The following is a 21,904-nucleotide window of genomic DNA, read 5'->3' as shown; positions in this document are numbered from 1 at the left end:
GAGAGGCATCATGCTCGATCGTGCAACGGTCGAGGCCCCGAGCCTCGACATGAACCGGACCGGACCGAAAAAGCCGGACCTTCTGAGCGTCGAGGATGCGAAAGCCCTCGACGTCAAGACGATGGCCGATCTGTTCAAGGATCACATCAATCCCGGCCAGTTTCATTTCATGAAGCTGCTCGGATTTCACAAGGTGAAGGTCGAGCGTGCCGAGGGCATGTACTTCATCGACCAGAACGGCCGGAAGATTCTCGACTTCTTCGGCGGCTTCGGCTCGCTCGCCCATGGTCACAACCATCCAAGGGTGATCGCGGCGCGCCGCTCCTTCCAGGACGAGAACCGCCACGAGATCGCGATCGCGTTCCTGTCCCAGTACGCCTCGGCGCTCGCGAAGAACATCGCGGCCTGCTCGCCGGGCGATCTCGACATGGTGTTTCTCGGCTCGACCGGATCGGAAGCGATGGAGGCGGCCGTCAAGGTCGCCGAGCGTGCCTCGGGCCGCAAGAACTGCAAGATCGTCCATGCCGAGAACTCCTTCCACGGCAAGTCGAAGGGCGTTCTTTCGCTGACCGATTCGCCGCTGTACCAGGGTGATTTCAAGCTCGTCGGCAACACCTACAAGGTGCCGTTCGGCGACCTGCCGGCCCTGAAGCGCGCCATCGAGAACGACAGCGACATCGGCGTCGTGGTGCTCGAGACCGTGCAGGGCGGCGGCGGCATCATCACCGCGCCGACCGAGTACTGGCAGGGCGTGCGTGCGCTGTGCGACAAGCACAATGTGATCTGGGTCGCCGACGAGGTGCAGTGCGGCTATGGGCGCACCGGCAAGTTCTACGCCTTCGAGCATCACGGCGTGGTGCCGGACGTTACGGCGCTCGCCAAATCGCTCGGCGCCGGCAAGGCGCCGGTCGGGGCGATGATCGCCACACGCGACGTCTACATGAAGGCCTACGGCACGCCGAAGACCGCGATGATCCACGCCCAGGCGACCTTCGGCGGCATCGGCGAGGCCTGCGTCACCGCCATCGAGGGCCTCAACGTCCTTTACGACGAGGACCTCATCGGCAATTCGGCCGAAACCGGCCGATATCTGAAGGACCGCCTGGAGGCGATCCGCCTGAAGTACCCCAAGCTGATCAAGGAGGTGCGCGGCCAGGGCCTCATGGTCGGCCTCGAGTTCCAGGACTTCTCGCAGGCCCTGCCGCTGGCGCTCCGGCCGATGGTGGCGCTTCTCGACGACAAGCTGAAGGGTTCGCTCTCGGGCTTCATCGGCTCCGCGCTCCTGCGCGATTACGACGTGCTGGTCGCCTTCACCGAATACAACCGGAACGTCATCCGGCTGCAGCCGCCGCTGATCTGCGACGAAAGCCATGTCGACACGTTCTGCGACGCGCTCGACGATCTCCTGTCCAAGGGCATCGTGTCGATCGTGAAGAACTTCGTCCAGTCTCAGGTCGGCTGAGACCGGACGGAACCATCGGCGGGGACGCCAGATCATGACGAGGGGCCGGGCGGAAAATGTCCGGCCTTTCTCGTCCGGCGCTCCGCAGATCGGCTTCCTTACGGGCGAGGGGGATCTTGCCGCCGGCCCCGGGCGGCGAACCCGCGAGGCTTTCGAGAAGACCGGCCCCGCGCGGGCGCAAATGGCGGCCAGACCCGCCACCCGGGAATGCGCTGTCCCCTTCTCCCCGACACGGCGGGGGCTCGGCACCGGCACGCTCGCGTCCGGCGCTTTCCCGACAGACGCCGCTTAAAGACGATCGATGGCCGGCGGCAAATTGCCGGAACCCGGCAGCGGTTCGGGGGCTGGCGCCTTCAGCATGGCACCGTTGACGGTCACCGAACCATCGGCGCCGAGATGGACGATCCATTCGTGCCGCCCGTCGTCGAAGGGCTTGGCGAACCCTTTTGCGACCTGCAGAAAGCTGACGCCCTGCATGGCTTCGGGAACGTCCGCCCCGGCCGCCTGGAGATGGGCGATGATCCTGTCGAGCCCGTCCGTCTCCACCGCGATCGTCGTCGCGCCGTCCTTGAAGGCGGCGGAATAATCGATGGTGTAATCCTTGCCGGACAGAAGCGAATCGCTGATGCCGAAGCTCGGTCCGGATGCTTCGAACTGCTGCGCCATCGTTTCGAACGCGGAGGGGATGAGGGGCGCATCGGCGTCGAGCCGAAGGTTCTCGATGGCGGTCCGCGCCGGATTGGCGAGATCGATGTCGGACGCCGTCAGTTCGATGCGCAGGCGCTCGGGCACGAGGGGGCTTGCCCATGCGGGAATGAAGGGCGAAGCGACGGACACACCGGTCAGGTCGTAGGCGAGGGAATAGGCGCCCGACGTTTCGGCGCCGTCCATGTCCACGTCCATCTCGATAGCCGCGATCTCGCCCGAGCCGAATGGGCCGAGATCGACCTTCGCGCCGGCGATCGTCGCGGCGATCGCGAATTGTTCGAAGACGGGGAGCGCCGCCGTCAAGCCTGCCTGCAACGCCTTAAGAAGCCCCGGCCTCTCCGGCTCTTGCGACAGTTCGACGAGAAGGGGGAGAAGCCGCCCCAGATCCTGGCTCTCGAAGCCCTCGCCGGTCACCTCGGATCGTGCCTCCTGCGACGTGATGAGAACCGGGATGGTCCGGTCGGGGTTCGCCGGATCGACCGAAAGATCGAATGCCTGTCGGGTCGCGCCGATGGTCTGGATCGCGTCCATGTCGACCGTTCCGTTGCCGCCCTCGCGGCTTTCGGCGACCATCGTCGAGGGTCCGGTTTCGCTCGTCGATACGAACTCGCCGGTCGTCTCTGTCTGACGAACCGTGCCGATGACCCAGTAGCTCCTAGTATAGCCGAACAGGTTCGGATCGAAATAGCCTTCGAACGCGGTGTCCTCGACCGACATGCGCAGGGACCGATCGACCATGCGCGCGCCGGTCGTTCCCGGCTGCGGGACGCTCATCTTCATCGCGATCGCCAGCGGGCCGGAGATCGACACATACCATTGCCCGTCCGGCTGTTCGCTGATGAGGAGAGCGTAGTCGCTCACCGTCATCGCGATCCCGGTCGTGTCGGCCAGGCTGTCGAGAACATCCTGGAAGGACAGGTCGATCCTGTAGCCGTCCGAAACCGGCGTGATGGCGACGATGCCGCTCTCGAACGCCTCGGCGGTGACGTAGGGGATGAGAGCGGCCCGGATCGCCCGCGCACCGGCCGGCGTGCCCGGTGCGAGCACCGGCCGCGGCATCGCGGCCTTCATCTCCGCAAGGCCGGGCAATTCCGCGGAAGCCGGGCTTGCCGTCGCGGGCTCCTGGGCGAGCGCAGGGGACGCCGACAAGGCTGCGAGCAAGGCGACAACGGGCAGGCGCATCGTGTCCCTCCAGACGTGTGATGGCCGAGTATTCCCGGTGGGGCGAGTTGAGTCAAACGCGCGCTGAAACAGGGCCCACGAGGCGGTGGCGCCGGCAATGTGCGGGCCTTGCGGGGCATTGGGTCTCGCGCTCGCCAAGCCGCGTTCGGACACGAAAAAAGCCGGCGCTGAGGCCGGCTTTTTGAAGCGAAACGTTTCGTTTTCGCGTCTAGATCAATGAAGATCGCCTTTGCCGCGATATTCCTGGATCTGCGTCGTGCGCAGTCCTGCAAGGCCGTGCTGGTCGATCGACAGCTGCCATGACAGGAACTCTTCGACCGTCAGCGTATACTTGCTGCAGGCCTCGTCCAAGCTCAGCAAACCGCCTCGAACGGCAGCCACCACTTCCGCCTTTCTTCGAATCACCCAGCGCCTCGTGTTGCATGGCGGAAGATCCGCCAGCGTCAACGGCGACCCATCGGGGCCGATGACATATTTAATTCTTGATCTAACCTGATCGGCCATCGGACTCTCTACTCTACACAGCGACCCAATCGAGCCTGAAGGTAGCCGGGGCTTCCTAAGAATCCGTCAAGCCACGGGTAAGCTTTCGTTCAGAGCTTGCGTTTGGTAAACGAACTCCTTCTTTTCGCCATCCCGCCGTCCCAGGTGTTAACGGTGAAGCGTCGAATGCAGGCCTTGCGGCCTCGATGCGTTAACGCCTGCCCCCGCCCTTTTGCGCGGGCCGGACAAAATGCTTAAGTGTCTCTCACGTCTCATCGCAACGACCGGCCGGCGGAGCGCCAGCAAACCCATGACCATGACCGACATGTCCACGCCTTTGAACAGCCTCGACATCGCCAAGGACCCCCGGGACACGCGCGTCATCGTCGCCATGTCCGGCGGCGTGGACTCGTCCGTCGCCGCCGCGATGCTGAAGGAAGAGGGGTACGACGTCGTCGGCATCACCCTTCAGCTCTACGATGCGGGCGACACGCCGGCGAAGGCTGGCGCCTGCTGCGCCGGTCAGGACATTCGCGATGCGCGCCGCGTCTGCGACCTGCTCGGGGTTCCCCATTACGTCCTGGATTACGAGGAGAACTTCCGCGAGGCCGTGATCGATCCCTTCGCCGATGCCTATGTGGCGGGCGAGACGCCGATCCCCTGCGTGGCATGCAACCAGACCGTCAAGTTTCGCGACCTGTTGAAGACCGCGATGGATCTGGGCGCGGACGCGCTGGCGACCGGCCACTACATCGAAAGCCGCAGGCGCGGCGAGCATCGCAGCCTGCATCGCCCGTTCGATCTCGACCGCGACCAGAGCTATTTTCTCTACGGCACGACCCAGGCGCAGGTCGACGTGCTGCGCTTTCCGCTCGCCTCGCTCACCAAGGACGAGACCCGCGAGATCGCGGCACGGCACGGGCTTGCCATCGCCTCCAAGCCCGACAGCCAGGATATTTGCTTCGTGCCTGCCGGCAAATATTCCGATCTGATCCGCAAGCTTCGCCCCGAGGCCGGCGATCCGGGCGACATCGTCCATGTGGACGGCACGGTTCTGGGGCGCCACGAGGGCATCATCAACTACACCATCGGTCAGCGCCGGGGGCTGGGCGTCGCCGCAGGCCAGCCGCTCTACGTCGTCAGGCTCGACGCCCAATCGCGTCGTGTGGTCGTGGGCCCGCGCGAGGCGCTCGCCACCCATGCCGTGCGCCTTCGGAACGTGAATTGGCTGGGCCTCGAAACCCCGCTTGCCTATGCGTGCGAAGGCCGCGAGATCTACGTCAAGCTGCGCTCGACGCGCCCGCCGAGCCCGGCGAAGATCGTTTCCGACGGGGAGGGCGGCTTCCTGGTCGAGCTTCTCGCCGCCGAATATGGCGTGGCGCGGGGCCAGGCCTGCGTCTTCTACGCCGAGGAGGGAGCCGGCGCAGAAGTTCTCGGCGGCGGCGTCATCGCCGGATCGATCCAGGGTCGCGAGACCCTGCGCGAGACGGTTCCGACGGCAGCCGAGTGACGCGTTCCGGTCCTCTCATCCGTCCCGCCTTCCTGGACGGATCGAAATCCCCGCAAGGCCGGGAGGTAACGTTTCCGCGTTCAGGACGAACAATCCCATGACCCGGCGACCGCCGGAGGTTCGATTTCGGACGATCGAGGAGACGGATCTTTGCGCGACCAACCTTATCTGCGAGGCCCGATCTTGGGTTCCGTCCCGAAAACGCGCGTATGCGCCGTGCTCCTGCTCGCCGTCTCCCTTCTCGCGCTCCCCGGAAAGGCATCGGCGTTCGAAGCCGTGCCGTTCGATGCGGCGGGGCTGAACGATCGGGCGGACCGGGCGATCGCCGAGACATTTGCCGGCCATGCGACGCGCGAGACGGTGGAACTCGACTGGCAGCCCTATGCCGAATTTCTCGGCCGGTACGTCGTCGACGATCCGGACGGGCTCAACCGCGTCCGCTACGGCGATGTCACGGATACGGACCATCAGGCGCTGAAGGACATGATCGCCGGCTGGACGGCGCTCGACGTCGACGCCCTCACGGCGCCCCAGAAGTTCGCCTTCTACACCAATCTCTACAATGCCCTGACGCTCGACGTTGTTCTCGATCGCTATCCGGTCGAGACGATCCGCGACATCAAGATCGAGACCGGCGGGGAGAAGGGCCTGTTCGCCTCGCTCTCCTCGGCGTTCGATATCGGTCCCTGGTCGGCAGATCTCGTCACGATCAAGGGATCGGAGCTGTCGCTCGACGATATCGAGCATTCGATCCTGCGCCCGATGGGCGATGCGAGGGTCCATTACGCGGTCAACTGCGCGTCGATCGGATGTCCCGACCTGCAGGCTGCGCCCTTCACCGCCAAGACCCTCGATGCCGATCTCGACGCGGCGGCGCGCGGCTACGTCAATTCCGATCGCGGTCTTCGCCAGTCGAGTTCGGGAAACCTCCTCGCTTCGAAGATCTTCGACTGGTACGCCGGCGATTTCGGCGGGCCGGACAACATTCTGGCCTATATGAGATCCTATGCCGAAGGCGAGCGGGCCGAATGGCTCGCCTCGCCCGATGCCGAGATCGTCGGCTATCGCTACGACTGGGACCTCAACGACGCGAACACCGTGACGGATCGCGCGTCGGACTGAACCCGCCGCCGCCGTGGCGCGCCGCGTTCCCCGTCCGGTTCCGCAGGGATGGGAAGCGCATGCGCGTTCGCACCCTATCCCCGTGATCGCCCAGCCTAATCCCGGCTGCGAACACGGAAAATTCCGGTGCGTCTTCAGTCTTCGCTAACCGCGTTGATTTAAACCCTCGGTCCAGAAGCTCGACAGCATCATAAGGACCCCGGGGCATGGTTTTGCGGATTTGCGTGGGCGCGATTGCGGCCCGCGTTGCGACGGTAGCGGCGCTTGGCCTTGCGGTGACGCCGGCCCTTTCCCAGCAACAGGGAACGCTCGTCTGGGGCGGGGCCATGCCGGCGCCCGGCGAAGCCTATCGGCCGAGCCCGTCCGCCGTCGACATGATCGACACGAACGTGGCGCCGCTGCAGCTGGCGCCCGCGCCGCAGATCATCCCGCAGGCAAACCCCGTCCCGGAGATCGTCCCGGAGGCCGCCGCCGCCGATTCGCTCGCCAACGATCTGGTCGGGCTCAGCGTGCCGACGCCGCAGCCAAGTGCGCTTCTGCCGGTCTCGCAGGAGGCGCCGACCCTTGCCCCGCCGCAGATGCTGCGTGAGACCCAGCCGCCCGCAGCGCCGCCGGTTCCCGTGCCGATGCGCGACGCCGATACCCTGTTCGGGGGAACGACGGAGCCCGAGCCGCCGCGCCGGGACCCGTGGGCCGCCATGAAGGCCGTGACGCCGGGAGCCGTCACCGAGGCCGATCGCCGCCGCCTCGAGCGCCGCACACCCGTGCGCGTGGAAGCGGCCTATGCCTCTCTCGAGCGCGCGCCCGCGCCGCGCCTCGAGGAGCCCGTCCGGCGCACGGCTCCACCGGTCACCGGAACGCCCTCCGGCTGGCGCAACCTGTCGAAGAAGGAGGCGCTCTGCCGCGCCGCTCTCGTGCAGCTCGGCGTCGAGTTCACCGAGCCGTCGCCGATCCGCGCCAGCAAGAGCTGCGGCATCCCGAACCCGATCAAGGTCACGCGGATCGCCAAGGGCGTCGCGATGTCGCCCGCCGCGACCCTCAACTGCGACGCGGTGTTCCGGATTTCCCGCTGGGTCGACCAGGAGGTGAAGCCGGCGGCCCGCTCCGCGCTCGGCTCGCACCTCGTCGCGCTCAGGAATTCGTCCTCCTACCGGTGCTCGCGCGTTGCGGGGTCCGGCGGGCTGTCCCAGCACGCCACCGGCAACGCGCTCGATGTCGCCGCCTTCGTCATGGCGAACGGCGAGGCGATCGACGTCGAGAAGAAGGGCATCTTCTCACCGCGCGAACAGGCCTTCCAGACCAAGGTCAGGCGTTCGGCCTGCCGCTGGTTCGGCACGGTTCTCGGCCCCGGCTACGACTATCTCCACCGCAATCACTTCCATCTCGACGCCCGCGAGCGCGAGAAGACCTTCTGCCGCTGAAGCATCGATCCGATGATCGGACCCGATATGGATGGAGCCGGCACCGGCGATGCCGGTCGCGTTCAGAACCAGCCCTTCATGCGGAAGTAGAGCGTCGGCAGGAGCCCCGACATGACCATCAAGACGATCGCCATCGGGTAGCCGAAGGACCAGTCGAGCTCGGGCATCAGCCGGAAGTTCATGCCGTAGATCGAGGCGATCAGCGTCGGCGGAAGGAACGCGACGGAAGCGATGGAGAACACCTTGATGATGCCGTTCTGCTCGATCGAAATCATGCCGACGGTCGTGTCCAGGAGAAAGGTCGTCTTGTTCGACAGGAACGAGCAGAAATCGTTGAGCGAATGCACGTCGCGCGACATGATCTTCAGGCGCCGCCTCAGGCCCTGAAGGGTGTCGTCGCGCCCCTCGAAGGCAAGCTGCAGGAACGGGCTCAGGCGATCGAAGGTGGCCAGCGCCTCGCGAACCCGGGAGGCAAGGTCGCCGGCGGCGCCGATGCGCTGCAGGATCTTCTTGAACTCCGGTGTTCCCGTCGGCCGCTTGTTCGTCGACGACGAGAAGATGTCGGCCGCGATCTGGTCGAGGTCTCCGGATACGATCTCCAGAAGATCGGCGATGCGGTCGACGATGGTTTCGAGAAGACCGACGAGGATCTGGTCGCCCTGGCGATCACCGTCCCGCGCAAGCATCACCGAGGACGCGCTGCCCGGAAGGGGCTTGTCGTCCTTGTCGAGGCCGATGATCGAGGGATCGTGGCACAGACGCGCGGCGAAGATCCTGAAGCTAGCCGGATCGTGGTAGCGGATCGTCACGAGCCGCCCTGCCGCCAGAAGGAAGGTGATGGGCGAAAATGACGGCCGTTCGCTGTTCAGACCGTGAAGCACCGGGATGTTGAGGACCACCGCCCCATCGTCGCTGTACAGCCGGCTCGAGATTTCGATTTCCATCATTTCCGCGCGCGAGGGAATGACGGCGTCGACGAGTGTCTCGACCCTGGCGATTTCCTCGCCCGTCGGGTCTGAAAGATCGATCCAGACAGCGTCTTCGGGCACGGATTCGTTCGTGACCTCGATCGATCGTCGCGCCATTCGCGCGCCGTCCGGCACGTATGCGTGGATCATCTCAAATCTCGTCTCCAGGCTGAAAAGCGCCGCGGCACCGGTCAGGGCAGCGCGGTCACGTCGTGATCCGGGCCCGTTCCATATCAGCGTCCGGATGCGGTGGTAACCTTGCGAGCCGTTCAGTCCCCATGTTTGCCGGTGACCGGCTCGGCGCTTTCCGTCGGGGCTTCGAGGCTCCAGACGACGCCGGTTTCGGCGAACGACATGCTCACCTTGCCGCCGAGACCGCGCGAGGTCATCTTCTGGGTCACCAAGGTGCCGAAGCCGGAGCGCGTCGGCGGCTTCACCGGTGGTCCGCCGGTCTCGCGCCATTCCATCCTGAAAACGTCGTCGTAGGACCAGTCGATCGTTACGACACCGTCGTCGACGGACAGCGCCCCGTATTTGGCCGCATTGGTCGCAAGCTCGTGCAGCGCCAGGCCGATGGTCTGGGCGACGGAGGCATTCACCCTGAGCTTCGGCCCCGAATAGCGGATTCGCCGGGTCTGGACGCCGAACGCGGACAACTGGTTGTCGATGAGGGCCGAAAGCTCGACGCTTTCCCAGTTCTGGCTCGACAGGAGATCGGCCGAACGCGCGAGCGAGGCGAGGGCGTCCGACAGGGTGTCGAGAAACTGCCCCGTGTCGGCGCTTTCGCGCGCGGCCCGCCGGGCGATCGCGGCCACGAGGGCATACTGGTTCTTGGCGCGGTGCGTCATCTCGCGCATCAGGAGCCTGGTCTGTTCCTCCGCCTCGATCCGCTCGCGCGAGGCGCGGTTGAGGACTTTCGACACGTCGCCGATTTCCGCAATATTGGTGGTGACCGTCACGGCCGGCTCGCCGCGCCCGATCGCCCGCGCCTGGCGGGAAAGCTCGAGGATCGGCCTTGCCACGCGCCGGCCCGTCAGGATGCCGAGGACGATGCTGAAACCGGTCAGGATGAGGCCGACGGCGATGAGCGCGTACCAGGACCGCATGATCGGCCGCTCGATGATCTCGGTCGAAACCGAGACGGTCGAGCGCCATCCCGTCAGGTACGACGTGTTGGCGGCGACGATCTGCTCTTCCGCCCCGCCACCGGCATGGGGGGGTGCATCGAGACTTTCGGCGGCGAAGACGCGCGGACCGAACATCTGCCCGTCGGCCGCCCCTGCGGAAAAGATCTTCTTCCCGGCCCGGTCCTCGACGACGACCGACCATGCCCCGGGAAGGCTGCCTTTCTCGATGACCCGTTCGAGGCTCTCGAGCGGCTTGGTCAGGACGACGACGAAGCGCGAGCCCGGCGCGTCCGACGTCGGCACGGCGACGAGGAACACGGCGCGCTTGATTCGCGGATCGTAGGCGACGCCGGATACGCCGGCATTGCCCGATTCGCGCGCGGCCGAGACGACGTCGCGCTCGTGCTGCTGGATCGCCGGCTCGTCGGTCTGCGTTGGTGCCGTCGAGATCACGACCATGCCCTCGTCGTCGACGAGATCGGCGACGATCCCGCTATCCTTCAGCGCTCGCACGGAGCGGTTGCGGAAGGACGGAAAATTCTCCTCCTCGATGGCGCCGGAGGTCGCGAGCACCCGCGCCGTCGCCAGAAGCGCGACGACTTCGCGGTCGAATGCGTTCGAGACGATCTCGGCCATGTCGTAGACCTGCGAGCGCGCGAGTTCCTCCTGCTGTTCGGAGAACCGGAAGATGAGAAAGGCGCTGAAGAGCAGTGCGGGCGCAAGCACGATCAGCGTCAGCGTCGTCAGGTGAACGAGCAGGGAGGGCCGCAACATGGCGTGCGTGAACCGGCCCGGACGCAGACGCGCCCACGGGAAGGACAGGCGGCTCCACTGCAGGAACCGCTTCGATGGGCCGGCGTTGTTGCCGAGGCTCATAACGTCATATGCCTTGCCACTGTGCCGAAACGATCGGCGTCGATCCCCGCGGACCTTCCACGTCCCCTATGAAGCAGGATGCCGGGCAAGGAGCGGATTGCGCGCCTGCCTGTCCTGCCTATCCGTAATTGTCGAGACAAATTGAGACCTTAAAAAGCCGGCACCGGCAAACTTCGGATCGTCGGACAGGCTTTCCGTTCGAACGCCCCGGCAGACCTACGCCTTGCCGGCGGCAAGGAAACTCGCACGCAGCGGGGTTTCCTCGATGCGTAAAGGGTGTGTTGTCATATTACAACTCGCCCTCATGGCCTTGACGCCGGCCCGTTCCGATGGATCGCGCAGGAAGCGGCCGGGCGCTTGTTCGCCAGGGCGGCTTGGGGCTACACCGAACGGGTCCGACGAACCCGGGAGGCCGACCATGCTCGAACACGGAAAGATCTTTCTCGGGACAAGCCGGGACCCGTCCGGTGCCAACAAGAAGGGCGAATATCTCGACCTGAAGCTCGCCAACCGGCACGGCCTCGTCACCGGCGCCACCGGAACCGGCAAGACCGTGACGCTGCAGGTACTCGCCGAGGGTTTTTCCGAAGCCGGCGTGCCGGTGTTCTGCGCCGATATCAAGGGCGACCTGTCCGGCATCGCGGTGCGCGGGGAGGAGAAGGATTTCCTCACCAGGCGAGCGGGCGAGATCGGTCTCGATCCCTATTATCGCGACTATTACCCCGTCGCCCTGTGGGACATCTTCGGCGAGAAGGGCCATCCGGTCCGCACCACGGTGTCCGAGATGGGGCCGCTGCTTCTGGCCCGGCTCATGGAGCTGTCGGACGCTCAGGAAGGCGTTCTCAACATCGCCTTCAAGATCGCCGACGACGAGGGATTGCTGCTTCTCGACCTGAAGGACCTTCAGGCGATGCTCGCCCATCTGGCCGAGAACGCCTCCGAGGTGTCCGCCTTGTACGGCAATGTCGCCAAGGCCTCGGTGGGCGCGATCCAGCGCTCGCTTCTGGTTCTGGAGCAGCAGGGCGCGGATCGGTTCTTCGGCGAGCCGGCGCTGAAGATCGCCGATCTCATGGCGCATGACCGGGACGGTCGCGGAATCGTCAATGTCCTGGCCGCCGACAGGCTGATGATGAGCCCGAGGCTCTACGCGACGTTCCTCCTCTGGCTCCTGTCGGAACTGTTCGAGGAGCTGCCCGAGGTGGGCGATCCGGAAAAGCCCAGGCTCGTCTTCTTCTTCGACGAGGCCCATCTCCTGTTCGACGGCGCGCCCCGGATCCTGCTCGAGCGCGTCGAGCAACTGGTCAAGCTGATCCGCTCCAAGGGCGTCGGCATCTATTTCGTCACCCAGAACCCGCTCGACGTGCCCGACAGCGTGCTCGCCCAGCTCGGCAACCGGATCCAGCATGCGCTCAGGGCCTATACCCCGCGCGAGCAGAAGGCGGTGAAGACCGCCGCCGACACCTTCCGTGCGAACCCGGAATTCGACGCCTTCGAGGCGATCACCAATCTGGGCGTCGGCGAAGCGCTGGTCTCGACCCTCGGGGCGAGGGGCGTTCCCTCCATGGTCGAGCGCACCCTCATGCGCCCGCCCGCCGCCAGTCTGGGGCCGATCTCCGACGAACAGCGCGCCGATCTCGTCGCCAGGAGCCATGTCGCGGGTCGCTACGATGTTCCGGTCGATCGTGAATCGGCCTACGAAATGCTGATCGGCCGCGCCGAAGCCGATCTGAAGGCCGAGGCGGAGGCGAGGGCGCGCGAGGAGGCGGCGGCGGAGAGGCGGCGCCGCGACGAAAACGAGAAGCGTGCCGACGCTGCCCGCCGCCGGGCGGAAGAGGCGGCGTCGAACGAGGCGCCGGAGCGCACGCGCACCGGCTTCCAATTGCCCGATCTCGGCTGGGGCGGGCGCGACGACAGGCAGGATTACGACGACGGGGAGCCGTCCGCGCCGCGCCGTCCCGCGCCGCGCGGGCGCGCCCGCTCCTCCTCCGGATATCAGCGCCAGACGGTGACGGAGACGATCATGAAGCAGGTCGGGCGCACGGTCGCCTCGACGGTGACGACGGCGATCGTCCGCGGCATTCTCGGAAGCTTCAAGAAAGGCCGCTGAAGGCGGCTCTCGTGCCCCTTCCCACGGAAAAGGCCTGAAAACTGACGCCGTGGCTCTTTGACTGGCGGCCGTGCCGCACCACATTCCGAGCGAGCCGGCGGCAATCGCGTGCGGGCCTCACCCTGATGGAGCGAACCAGATGAACGAAAAGTCTCAGGCCACCTCGTACCTCCTGTGGTTCTGCTGCCTGTTCATCGTGTGCGGGCTGCACCGCTTCTATCTCGGGCGGCCGTGGACGGGGCTGCTCTGGCTCCTGACCGGAGGCCTTCTCGGCATCGGCCAGCTCATCGACCTGTTCCTCATTCCCGGCATGGTGCGCGAGCAGAACATGGCGCGGCGCATATCCGGCTACGAGAACGATCGGGTTCGTTGATGGCGATCGATCGACCGGTCCCCGAACGCAAGTCGCAACTCGTCTCCTACCTCTTGTGGGGGTCGTGCTTCTTCGGCGTCTGCGGCATTCACCGCTTCTATAACGGGCGTCCGATCTCGGGGCTGATCTGGCTCCTGACGTTCGGCTTCCTCTTCATCGGCCAGATCATCGATCTGTTCCTCATACCGGGCATGGTGCGCGAGCAGAATCTGGAATCCCGGCTGACGGATCTCGACGATCGGCGCGGTCGTCTTCGCTAGAACCGGAGGTTCGAACCGAAACAGGGCCCGCGTCGAGGATCGATCGCGCGCCCTGTCGTTTCCGTTTCCAGAATGTGCCGGTTGGCCGGTCAGCCGATCAGCGCCTTCGGTTTCCATTCCACGGCCTTCAGCGATGTCACGCTCGGGCAGGGATCGGACAGCATCACGCCATGCAGATCGGCGGTCACGTCGTCGTCGCCCCGTCCGATCGCCGCGATCACCTTTTCGTCCTTGATATAGTACGCGGTGTAGCTGCCCTCGGCGACGTCGCCTTCGATATGGATGTCGTCATAGCTTTCCGCGTGGCCGACATAATGGATCGGGCCGTATTGCGCCGACCAGAAGAACGGGACCCCGGAAAACGGGCGATCGTCGCCGAGCATCGCGCGCGCGGCGTGCCGGCCATGCTGTTCGGCGACGCGCCAGTGCTCGATCCGGGTGGAATAGCCGCGCTTGTAGAGCGGGAAGCTCGCCACGTCGCCACCGACCCACAGATCGTCCGCCGCCTTCAAGGTGGCGTCGACCGCGACCTTGCCGTCTTTCGCAAGTTCGCCGAACGCGTCGAGGTTCGGTTTCGCCCCGATCGCCAGGATGATCATGCCGGCGTCGATCGTCTCCCCGTCGTCGGTGGAAACGCCCGTCGCCATGCCGTCGAGGGCCTTGATCGCCGTAACCTTCGCGCCGAGCTTCAGCGTCACGCCCTTGGCCCTGTGCTGCCCGGCGATCTGCCGCGCGACGGCATCACCCCATTTGGAGGCGAACGGCAAGGTCTGCGGCGTGACGACCGTGATCGTCCGGCCCTTGCCGGCCAGCGCCGCGGCCGCCTCCATGCCGATGAAGCCGGAGCCGACGACGACGATCTCGGTCTCGACATCGGCCGCGCTTTCCAGCGCCTCCGCATCCGCGAGGCTGCGCAGCGAGAAGACGTTTGGCATGTCGGCATTGTCGAGGGGGAGTTTGGCCACGCCGCTGCCCGGCGCTGCGAAACACGCATCATAGGTGAGTTCGGTCGGCGCGCCCCTTCCCTCGAGAACGAGACGGCGATCCCCGGCATCGATCCGCGTGACGTTCGCCACGATCCGTTCGATCTTCAGTGCCTGAAGTTCGTCGACGCTTGCAAGCACCACCTTCTCCGGGCTCGACGACCCCTTGAGATAAGCCTTGGAAAGATCGGTCCGGTCGTAGGGGGGCGTGTTTTCCGGGCCGATCATCACGATCCGGCCGTCGAACCCCTGGCGCACGAGTTCCTGGGCGCAGGCAAGGCCCGCAGCGCCCGTGCCGACGATGGCGAACACGCGCTCGCCGCCGGTCTTGCGCGCGTCGGCCGGAACCTCCGGCCTCGTCATCCCTGCCTTGTCCGGGACCTCCACCAGGATCCGTCCGTTCTCGACGGAGACGGCGAAGCGCGCCAGGCAACCCTGTCCAGGAGGCTCGGCGTGATCGCCGGTCTCCAGATCGAACACGGCGTGGTGCCAGGGGCAAACGACCCTGTTGCCGACCCGGGTGCCGTTCTTCAACGGCGCGCCCTTGTGGGTGCATTTCGCGCCGGTCGCAAACACCCGGTCGCCGTCCCTGGCCAGAAGCAGCTTGATCTCGCCGACCTCGACCTCCTTCAGCTCGGTCTCGCCAAGTTCGTCGAAGCCCAGAACATCATGCTGCATCGCTCGTACCTTTCGGTTTCGAAGAAAGAAGACGCCGCTCACCGCGCGTCGTGCCTTGACAGGTCAAACGGGAAAGCGCCCGCCCCGTTCCGGCGGCGCGCCCGAAGCGGGGCCGGCTGCGCGGAAAGGGCGCGGAACGAGAAACGGGCCGCATGGCGCGACCCGTCCGTGAAACGACCTGATGTTCGAAAGGGCCCCGAACCGCCGAGCCCGCCTCGATCAGACGATTCCGCCCTGACGCACCAGAACCTGCGAGCCCGACGGCACGCGGTCGTAGAGATCGATGATGTCCTGGTTCATGAAGCGGATGCAGCCCGACGAATCGTTGGTGCCGATCGTCCAGTATTCGGGCGAGCCGTGCAGGCGGTAGAGCGTGTCCTTGCCGTTCTGGAACAGGTACAGCGCCCGTGCGCCGAGCGGATTGCCGATGCCCGGCTCCATGCCGCCGTTCGCGGCGGAATATTCGGCGAGCTCGGGCTTGCGGGCGATCATCTCGGCGGGCGGCGTCCAGGTCGGCCACTTCTTCTTCCACTGGATCTTGGCACGGCCCGACCATTCCATGCCGGCCCGTCCAACGCCCACGCCGTAGCGCATGGCGCGGCCACCGGGCTGGACCACGTAGGCGAACTTGTTGGCGGTGTCGACGACGACCGTCCCGGGGGCCTCGCCCGTCGGGTCGGCCACCTCGCGGCGATAGTAGATCGGGTCGACCCGGGACAGATTGATCGCGGGAATGCGATAGCCCTCGTCGAACATCGCATCGTACATCTCGCGGTAGCGCGCGCTCGGCGCGCCGTAGGACGAAGCCGGGTTGCTGTCGTAGACCGATGCGCCGCCCTGGCCGTCGAAGGCGGACATGCCGATAATCCGGGCGCGCGGTCCGGACGGTGCGCAGCCGGCGAGCGCCGCGCCCGCGGTCAGGCCGAGGCCCGTGAGAAAGGCACGTCGCGAGGGGTGCGAAGTCATGATGGGTAATCTCCAGCCTTGCCGATGTCGTGCTCTTTTGGCACTTACACCTGTTCTTTCGTGGCATAAGCCCCGATTGATACAGACAGTTCCCGTGCGGCGCGCCGATGTCACGCCGAGTTGATGACGAACGATCATTGTCTTTGGCTGCGGGGCCCCTGTCTAACGGCGGCTGCGCCGCGTTAACCAAACCGAAACGCAATCCCACGCAGAGAGGCTGAAGCGACCACGATGGCTCAACAGCAAGACACGCAGCCGGCGCGACGCTCGCGCACCTGGTTCGACGGGGCCTGGCACGAGGGGGCGTTCGCCTGCGTCAGCCCCGCCACGCACGGGCTCTGGCTCGGCAGTTCGGTGTTCGACGGAGCCCGATGGTTCGACGGCCTGTCGCCCGATCTCGACCTGCACTGCCAGCGGGTGAACCGTTCGGCCGAGGCGATGGGACTGGCGCCGACCATGACGCCGGATGCGATCGAAGCACTCGCGCACGAGGGCATTGCGGGGTTCGATGGACAGACCGCGATCTACATCAAGCCGATGTACTGGGCGGAACAGGGCGGCTTCATGGGCGTGCCGCCCGACGAAGGGTCCACGGTCTTCAGCCTCTACCTCTTCGAATCCCCGATGCTGGAGCCGACCGGCTTCACGCTCGCCTTGTCGCCGTTTCGCCGTCCTACCCCGGAGGTCGCGATGACCGACGCCAAGGCCGGCTGCCTTTACCCCAATTCCGGCCGCGCCATCACCGAGGCCCGCGCGCGCGGGTTCGACAATGCGCTGATGTGCGACATGCTCGGCAATGTCGCCGAGACCGCCACGTCCAACGTGTTCCTCGCCAAGGACGGCGTCGTGATGACGCCGATCGCCAATGGCTGCTTCCTGTCCGGCATCACCCGCGCCCGGGTGATCGAGCGCCTGCGCGCCGACGGCGTCGAGGTGATCGAGAGATCGCTTCGGCCGAAGGATTTCCTGGAGGCCGACGAGCTGTTTTCGACCGGCAACCATTCCAAGGTCGTCCCGATCACGCGCTTCGAGACCGTCTCGTTCCAGCCTGGCAGCTTCTATCGCCGGGCGCGGGATCTCTATTGGTCCTATGCGAAGGGCGAGGCGCATTGAGGCGACGCGCGACGGCGCCGGATTGTCATGGGGATTTCACGCAGGCGCCCGGTGGAATTCGGCGCCTGCCCCTCTAAATTTGACAGCAACGGTTCGCGGCCACGTTCTGCTTTCGGCCGCCGATCCCGACGACCGAACGAAATGATGGAGAGACCCATGGCGTTTACGCTTCCAGACCTTCCCTATGCCTACGATGCGCTCGGACCCTACATGTCCAAGGAAACGCTCGAATTTCATCACGACAAGCATCACAATGCCTACGTGACGAAGGGCAACGAGCTGGCCGAAGACGCCGGCATGGCGGACAAGTCGGTTGAGGAGGTCGTCAAGGCCTCGCACGGGACCAACCAGCCGCTCTTCAACAATGCGGCTCAGCACTACAACCATGTCCACTTCTGGAACTGGATGAAGCCGAACGGCGGCGGCAAGAGCCTGCCGGGCTCGCTCGAAAAGGCGTTCCAGAGCGATCTGGGCGGCTACGACAAGTTCAAGGCCGATTTCGAGGCCGCGGGCGCCGGCCAGTTCGGTTCGGGCTGGGCCTGGGTCGCGGTCAAGAACGGCAAGCTCGAGATCATGAAGACGCCGAACGGCGAGAACCCGCTGGTGCACGGCGCGACGCCGATCCTCGGCGTCGACGTGTGGGAGCATTCCTACTATATCGACTACCGCAACGCGCGCCCGAAATATCTGTCGGCCTTCGTCGATAATTTGATCAACTGGGAGTATGTCGAGGAGATGTACGCCAAGGCGACCGCCTAACCGTCGTCTCGACGATCGCGCCGTTCTCGAGGGCCCTGCCGGCGTTGCCGGCGGGGCCCTTTTTCGTTCACAGGGGCTCGTGTCAGTTCAGCCGCGCATCGTCCGCGGGCAGGCGCGAGGCGAGAACGGCGAGAAGCAGGAACAGCGCCACCTGCAGGTAGAGCGTCGCCATGAAGCTCGCCCTGTAGTCGTCAGGCGTCGTGCCGCCGGCGAGCGCGCCGAAGAAAATCTGCCCGAGCACCGCAACGCCGAGCGCGCCGCCGATCTGCTGGAAGGTCTGCAGCGCACCCGATCCCGATCCCGCATCCTGATCCTTCACGACGGTCAGGATGGTGGCGAACAGCGGCGCGACCGTAATGCCCATGCCGAGTCCGGCGATCACCAGCGGTCCCGTGAACACCCAATGATCGATCGCGGTCGTCGCCCCCGAGGCGACGAAGAGCAGGAACGCCATGCCGGCGGCGAGGATCAGCGGCCCGGCGACGAGCCGGGCCTTGGCATGGGAAGATCCGAAGCGGCCCGAGACCAGCGAGGCGACGAAGACGCCGACGGAGAACGGCACCGTCGTCAGGCCGGACTGAAGCGCGGTGAAGCCGAAGCCGACCTGCAGAAACAGCGCGATGACGAAAAAGAAGCCGGGAATGCCGGCAAACAGGGTCGCTGTCATGGACAGGCCGAGCAGAAAATGCCGGTTCGCGAGCAGTCCGACCGGCACGAGCTGCGTCTCGTGCCGCCGCGCGCGGCGCGCTTCCCAGCTGACGAACGAAACGGCGAGGGGCAGGCTCGCCGCCATCATCCCGAAGCACCAGAGCGGCCAGCCGAACTCGCGTCCCTCCACCAGCGGAAAGACGATGGCGAAGACGGTGAGCGCCGCAAGCGCGACGCCGACGACGTCGATCGGCTGGTAGGCGCTGCGCTTCGTCGCCGGGATCAGCCGCCACCCCATGACCAGCGCGAAGATGCCCACGGGGATGTTGATCAGGAAGATCGGCCGCCAGACGAGGCCGTAGAGATCGGCGCCGATGAGAACGCCGCCGAGCAGCGGCCCGGTGACCGCCGCCATCCCCGCCGTGACGCCGAACAGAGAGAAGGCGAAGCCGCGTTCCTCGCGCGGGAACGTCACCTGAACGAGGGCGAGCACCTGCGGCATCATCATCGCCCCGCACGTGCCCTGCATCAGCCGGGCCGCGATGAGAAATCCGGTGGTGGGCGCAAGGCCGCACAGTGCCGATCCGACCGTGAAGCCCGATACGCCGAGGAGGAACATGCGCTTGCGCCCGACCACGTCGCCGAGCCGCCCGAAGGGAAGCAGGCCCAGGGCGAAGGCGAGGATATAGGCGGCGACCACCCATTCGATCTGCGAACTCGAGGCGGACAGATCGTCGATGAGGCTCGGAATCGCCACGTTGACGATGGTGACGTCGACAAGGTTCATGAAGCCGGCGAGCAGAAGCACCGAAAGGGTAATCCAGCGGCGGGGATCGAGCGCGGCCCGTTCGTCAGTCCGCACGTCTGCCAGTCGGCTCATCGATCGTCTCCGTTCGCCTTGCGGGAGATGCATGACGCCGATTTCGGCTCATGCGCAAGGGCAGGGCGGTCTCAATCGCGGTCCCGATCCGGCCGCGAGGTCGCGAACAGCGGCACCTGCGGCGCGCTCTCGCGCGGATAGAGCCCGGTGCGGCGCGGATCGTCGGCCAGTTCCAGATGCTGGCTGACCGGCACGAAGCCGGAGCGACGATAGAACGCCATCGCGCGCGGGTGATCGATCGTGTTGGTGTGGAGCCAGAGCTTGTCCGTTCCGCTCTGTCCCACGAACGACAGCACGTGGGCCATCATGAACCGGGCGGCGCCCGAGCCGGTCAGGCCCGGTGTCACGCCGAAATAGACGAGCTCGCAGACGCCGGGCGCCGAAAAGTCGAGGTCCATGATGCCTTCGGCCGCGCCGTCGACCTCGAGCGTGAAGATCGCCGTCGTTTCGGCCGCGAGATAGGCCGCGACCTCCGCCTCCGTCTGGGTCAGCCGTCCGTACCACAGGTGCGAGGCGCCGATACGCCGGTAGAGATCGAGATAATCGTCGAGGCGCGGCGCTTCGACCCGCCGGATCGTCCAGCCGGCCCGCGCGTCGATTCCGGCTTCGGGGAGGGGCGCGTCCATCCGCCGTTCGAGAACCGTCGCGATCGCCGCGATCTTGCCGGCGGGGATCTGCGTATTGCCATCGAGGAGTTGCATGAGGAAAGGGCCTGTCTGAAAGGGGATCGGGTCTGTCCGCAATCGTGGGCTGATAGCCACCCGCGCCGTCAAGCGCAACGGCGCGTTGGCTTCCATGCACCGAAACGGGGTTCTCATCGCCGTCCCCTTCGGCTAGACACGGCGCTCGCTTCCGGGGCTCTCGTCCCCGTTCTCCCAAGGACATCAGATCCGTCGGACCGATCCGTGCCGCGCGCAGGGCGAGGGACCGATCGATTTCGCGCCATTGAGCCCCTGCCATGACCCGACTTTATCCCGGCCTCGATTTCGGAACGACGAATTCGACTCTCGGCCTTGCCGGCGCGGCCGGCACGAATGCCGGCCCGAGGCTGCTTGCGCTGGAGGGCGGCGCGCCGACGCTGCCCTCGGCCTTGTTCTTCAGCATGGAAGACGGCCGGACCTATTTCGGACGCGAGGCGATCTTCGAATATACCGATGGTGCGGAAGGCCGCTTCATGCGGGCGCTGAAATCGATCCTCGGCTCGTCCCTCATGGAGGAGACGACCCCGGTGCGCCGCGAGCGGCTCTCCTTCGTCGACATCATCGGGCGCTTCCTCGAGCATATGAGGCACAAGCTCGAAGCCGAGGCGAAGCGCGCCGCCCTGGCGGGCGAAGGGGCGATCTCTCTCGATCAGGTCGTGATGGGGCGCCCGGTGCGGTTCGTCGACGAAGACGATGCGGCCGATCGGGCTGCCCAGGACCAGCTGGAGGAAGCGGCCCGCGCGCAGGGCTTTTCCGACATCGAGTTCCAGTTCGAGCCGGTCGCCGCGGCGCTTTACTACGAGAGCGGGATCGCGTCGGAAGAGCTGGCGCTCGTCGTCGACATCGGCGGCGGCACCTCCGATTTCACCGTCGTGCGCCTGTCGCCCGAGCGCGCGCGCGCCGCCGATCGCCTGTCCGATATTCTGAGCTCGACCGGCGTTCATGTCGGCGGCACGGATTTCGACCGGCTGCTCTCGATCGCCGAGGTCATGCCGCATTTCGGGCTCGGATCGCAGACGGCGGACGGCAAGCGGCGTATTCCGGTGTGGTATTTCAACGACATGGCGACCTGGCACCGCATCAACACGCTCTATACGGCGCAGGTGAAGCGCGACATCGCGGCGCTCGAGAAGGAAGCGGCCGAGCCGCGCAAGCTCGTGCGCTACGCCCATCTTCTGGAGCATCGCTCCGGCCACCGGCTCGCCAGCGCCGTCGAGACGGCGAAGATCGCGCTGACGGATGCGGCGGAGACGCAGGTGACGTTGACGGAGCCCGGTCTCGCCTTCCAGGCACCGGCGACGCGCTCGGCCTTCGAGACCGCGACGCGCGACCTCGTCACGAAGATCGACGGCGCCGTCGGCGAGGCCCTGCGTGCCGCAGGCGTTGCCGCGGATGCGATCGAGACCGTGATCCTCACGGGCGGCGGCGCGCAGGTGCCGGCCGTGCGCGCGGCCGCCCTTGCCCGCTTTCCGCACGCCCGCGCGGCCCAGTCGGACGCGTTCGGCTCCGTCGGCCTCGGCCTCGGTCTCGACGCGGCCCGCAAGTTCGGCTGACGCCGAACGCCCTGAACGAACGGG

18 protein-coding genes are annotated in these 21,904 nt (G+C 66.1%); 10 read left to right on the top strand and 8 right to left on the bottom strand.

Translation table 11 applies throughout. From position 1 onward, the window contains the following. Positions 1-10 precede the first annotated feature (10 nt). A complete protein-coding gene (locus U0C82_RS04380) occupies positions 11-1,462 on the top strand; it encodes an aspartate aminotransferase family protein (RefSeq protein WP_322185834.1) in 1,452 nt (483 codons plus the stop codon). 288 nt (positions 1,463-1,750) lie between these two features. Here U0C82_RS04380 and U0C82_RS04375 read toward each other — a convergent pair whose 3' ends face one another. Beyond that, entirely contained in the window at positions 1,751-3,352 is a 1,602-nt protein-coding gene (locus tag U0C82_RS04375) for a hypothetical protein (RefSeq protein WP_322185833.1), read from the bottom strand. 213 nt (positions 3,353-3,565) lie between these two features. Beyond that, positions 3,566-3,856 (bottom strand): CtrA inhibitor SciP, encoded by a 291-nt coding sequence (sciP, locus tag U0C82_RS04370; protein ID WP_322185832.1) that lies wholly within the window; start codon positions 3,854-3,856, stop codon positions 3,566-3,568. Between the two features lie 304 nt (positions 3,857-4,160). On the opposite strand from sciP, the gene mnmA reads away from it, so the two are divergent. The 3 genes from mnmA (at position 4,161) to U0C82_RS04355 (ending at position 7,888) form a co-directional block, all read left to right on the top strand. Next, positions 4,161-5,345, top strand: coding sequence for a tRNA 2-thiouridine(34) synthase MnmA (mnmA, locus tag U0C82_RS04365; RefSeq protein WP_322185976.1), 1,185 nt, complete (start codon positions 4,161-4,163; stop codon positions 5,343-5,345). A 216-nt stretch (positions 5,346-5,561) separates the two neighbouring features. Beyond that, the gene (locus U0C82_RS04360; protein ID WP_322185831.1) at positions 5,562-6,467 is read left to right on the top strand and encodes a DUF547 domain-containing protein; all 906 of its coding nucleotides are present in this window, start codon (positions 5,562-5,564) and stop codon (positions 6,465-6,467) included. Between the two features lie 206 nt (positions 6,468-6,673). Then, positions 6,674-7,888: an extensin-like domain-containing protein gene (locus U0C82_RS04355; RefSeq protein WP_322185830.1), complete on the top strand. Its 1,215-nt coding sequence runs from the start codon at positions 6,674-6,676 to the stop codon at positions 7,886-7,888. A 62-nt stretch (positions 7,889-7,950) separates the two neighbouring features. Here the strand turns inward: U0C82_RS04355 and U0C82_RS04350 are convergent, their stop codons facing one another. Both U0C82_RS04350 and U0C82_RS04345 read right to left on the bottom strand, forming a co-directional pair. Continuing rightward, positions 7,951-9,006: a magnesium transporter CorA family protein gene (locus U0C82_RS04350; RefSeq protein ID WP_322185829.1), complete on the bottom strand. Its 1,056-nt coding sequence runs from the start codon at positions 9,004-9,006 to the stop codon at positions 7,951-7,953. A 119-nt stretch (positions 9,007-9,125) separates the two neighbouring features. After that, positions 9,126-10,859, bottom strand: coding sequence for a sensor histidine kinase (locus U0C82_RS04345; RefSeq protein WP_322185828.1), 1,734 nt, complete (start codon positions 10,857-10,859; stop codon positions 9,126-9,128). A 418-nt stretch (positions 10,860-11,277) separates the two neighbouring features. On the opposite strand from U0C82_RS04345, the gene U0C82_RS04340 reads away from it, so the two are divergent. The 3 genes from U0C82_RS04340 to U0C82_RS04330 all read left to right on the top strand — a co-directional run bounded on the left by U0C82_RS04340 (position 11,278) and on the right by U0C82_RS04330 (position 13,599). After that, entirely contained in the window at positions 11,278-12,966 is a 1,689-nt protein-coding gene (locus tag U0C82_RS04340; RefSeq protein WP_322185827.1) for a helicase HerA-like domain-containing protein, read from the top strand. A gap of 139 nt (positions 12,967-13,105) precedes the next feature. Next, on the top strand, positions 13,106-13,339 hold the full coding sequence (locus tag U0C82_RS04335) for a TM2 domain-containing protein (RefSeq protein ID WP_322185826.1): 234 nt from the start codon (positions 13,106-13,108) through the stop codon (positions 13,337-13,339). Continuing rightward, positions 13,339-13,599, top strand: a complete 261-nt coding sequence (locus U0C82_RS04330; protein ID WP_322185825.1) for a TM2 domain-containing protein — start codon at positions 13,339-13,341, stop codon at positions 13,597-13,599. The genes U0C82_RS04335 and U0C82_RS04330 overlap by 1 nt, the downstream gene beginning before the upstream one ends. 89 nt (positions 13,600-13,688) lie before the next feature. Here the strand turns inward: U0C82_RS04330 and U0C82_RS04325 are convergent, their stop codons facing one another. Together U0C82_RS04325 and U0C82_RS04320 are read right to left on the bottom strand one after the other, a co-directional pair. After that, entirely contained in the window at positions 13,689-15,260 is a 1,572-nt protein-coding gene (locus U0C82_RS04325) for an FAD-dependent oxidoreductase (RefSeq protein WP_322185824.1), read from the bottom strand. Between the two features lie 219 nt (positions 15,261-15,479). Then, entirely contained in the window at positions 15,480-16,226 is a 747-nt protein-coding gene (locus U0C82_RS04320) for a L,D-transpeptidase (protein ID WP_322185823.1), read from the bottom strand. Between the two features lie 231 nt (positions 16,227-16,457). Here U0C82_RS04320 and U0C82_RS04315 point away from each other — a divergent pair, with 231 nt between their 5' ends. Beyond that, positions 16,458-17,339, top strand: a complete 882-nt coding sequence (locus U0C82_RS04315; protein ID WP_322185822.1) for a branched-chain amino acid aminotransferase — start codon at positions 16,458-16,460, stop codon at positions 17,337-17,339. Between the two features lie 156 nt (positions 17,340-17,495). Continuing rightward, positions 17,496-18,098 carry a superoxide dismutase gene (locus U0C82_RS04310; protein ID WP_322185821.1) on the top strand — a complete coding sequence of 201 codons (603 nt, stop codon included), beginning with the start codon at positions 17,496-17,498 and terminating at the stop codon, positions 18,096-18,098. 82 nt (positions 18,099-18,180) lie between these two features. On the opposite strand, the gene U0C82_RS04305 is transcribed toward U0C82_RS04310, so the two are convergent. Then, positions 18,181-19,626 carry an MFS transporter gene (locus U0C82_RS04305; protein ID WP_322185820.1) on the bottom strand — a complete coding sequence of 482 codons (1,446 nt, stop codon included), beginning with the start codon at positions 19,624-19,626 and terminating at the stop codon, positions 18,181-18,183. A 71-nt stretch (positions 19,627-19,697) separates the two neighbouring features. Then, on the bottom strand, positions 19,698-20,327 hold the full coding sequence (locus U0C82_RS04300) for a GNAT family N-acetyltransferase (RefSeq protein WP_322185819.1): 630 nt from the start codon (positions 20,325-20,327) through the stop codon (positions 19,698-19,700). 257 nt (positions 20,328-20,584) lie between these two features. On the opposite strand from U0C82_RS04300, the gene U0C82_RS04295 reads away from it, so the two are divergent. Then, the gene (locus U0C82_RS04295; RefSeq protein ID WP_322185818.1) at positions 20,585-21,880 is read left to right on the top strand and encodes an Hsp70 family protein; all 1,296 of its coding nucleotides are present in this window, start codon (positions 20,585-20,587) and stop codon (positions 21,878-21,880) included. Positions 21,881-21,904 lie beyond the last annotated feature (24 nt).

The sequence above is a fragment of the Fulvimarina uroteuthidis genome, assembly GCF_034321785.1.
In the GTDB taxonomy this organism is placed as follows: Bacteria; Pseudomonadota; Alphaproteobacteria; order Rhizobiales; family Rhizobiaceae; genus Fulvimarina; species Fulvimarina uroteuthidis.
Note: the sequence above shows the minus strand (reverse complement) of the source record. Positions and strands in the feature narration are given on the sequence as shown.

Coding starts and splice junctions, on each gene's coding strand:
- U0C82_RS04305 (WP_322185820.1), bottom strand. CDS start 19,626: ATGAGCCGACTGGCAGACGTGCGGACTGACGAACGGGCCGCGCTCGAT.
- U0C82_RS04315 (WP_322185822.1), top strand. CDS start 16,458: ATGGCTCAACAGCAAGACACGCAGCCGGCGCGACGCTCGCGCACCTGG.
- mnmA (WP_322185976.1), top strand. CDS start 4,161: ATGTCCACGCCTTTGAACAGCCTCGACATCGCCAAGGACCCCCGGGAC.
- U0C82_RS04300 (WP_322185819.1), bottom strand. CDS start 20,327: ATGCAACTCCTCGATGGCAATACGCAGATCCCCGCCGGCAAGATCGCG.
- U0C82_RS04380 (WP_322185834.1), top strand. CDS start 11: ATGCTCGATCGTGCAACGGTCGAGGCCCCGAGCCTCGACATGAACCGG.
- U0C82_RS04345 (WP_322185828.1), bottom strand. CDS start 10,859: ATGAGCCTCGGCAACAACGCCGGCCCATCGAAGCGGTTCCTGCAGTGG.
- U0C82_RS04325 (WP_322185824.1), bottom strand. CDS start 15,260: ATGCAGCATGATGTTCTGGGCTTCGACGAACTTGGCGAGACCGAGCTG.
- U0C82_RS04375 (WP_322185833.1), bottom strand. CDS start 3,352: ATGCGCCTGCCCGTTGTCGCCTTGCTCGCAGCCTTGTCGGCGTCCCCT.
- U0C82_RS04355 (WP_322185830.1), top strand. CDS start 6,674: ATGGTTTTGCGGATTTGCGTGGGCGCGATTGCGGCCCGCGTTGCGACG.
- U0C82_RS04340 (WP_322185827.1), top strand. CDS start 11,278: ATGCTCGAACACGGAAAGATCTTTCTCGGGACAAGCCGGGACCCGTCC.
- U0C82_RS04335 (WP_322185826.1), top strand. CDS start 13,106: ATGAACGAAAAGTCTCAGGCCACCTCGTACCTCCTGTGGTTCTGCTGC.
- U0C82_RS04350 (WP_322185829.1), bottom strand. CDS start 9,006: ATGATCCACGCATACGTGCCGGACGGCGCGCGAATGGCGCGACGATCG.
- sciP (WP_322185832.1), bottom strand. CDS start 3,856: ATGGCCGATCAGGTTAGATCAAGAATTAAATATGTCATCGGCCCCGAT.
- U0C82_RS04320 (WP_322185823.1), bottom strand. CDS start 16,226: ATGACTTCGCACCCCTCGCGACGTGCCTTTCTCACGGGCCTCGGCCTG.
- U0C82_RS04330 (WP_322185825.1), top strand. CDS start 13,339: ATGGCGATCGATCGACCGGTCCCCGAACGCAAGTCGCAACTCGTCTCC.
- U0C82_RS04295 (WP_322185818.1), top strand. CDS start 20,585: ATGACCCGACTTTATCCCGGCCTCGATTTCGGAACGACGAATTCGACT.
- U0C82_RS04310 (WP_322185821.1), top strand. CDS start 17,496: ATGGCGTTTACGCTTCCAGACCTTCCCTATGCCTACGATGCGCTCGGA.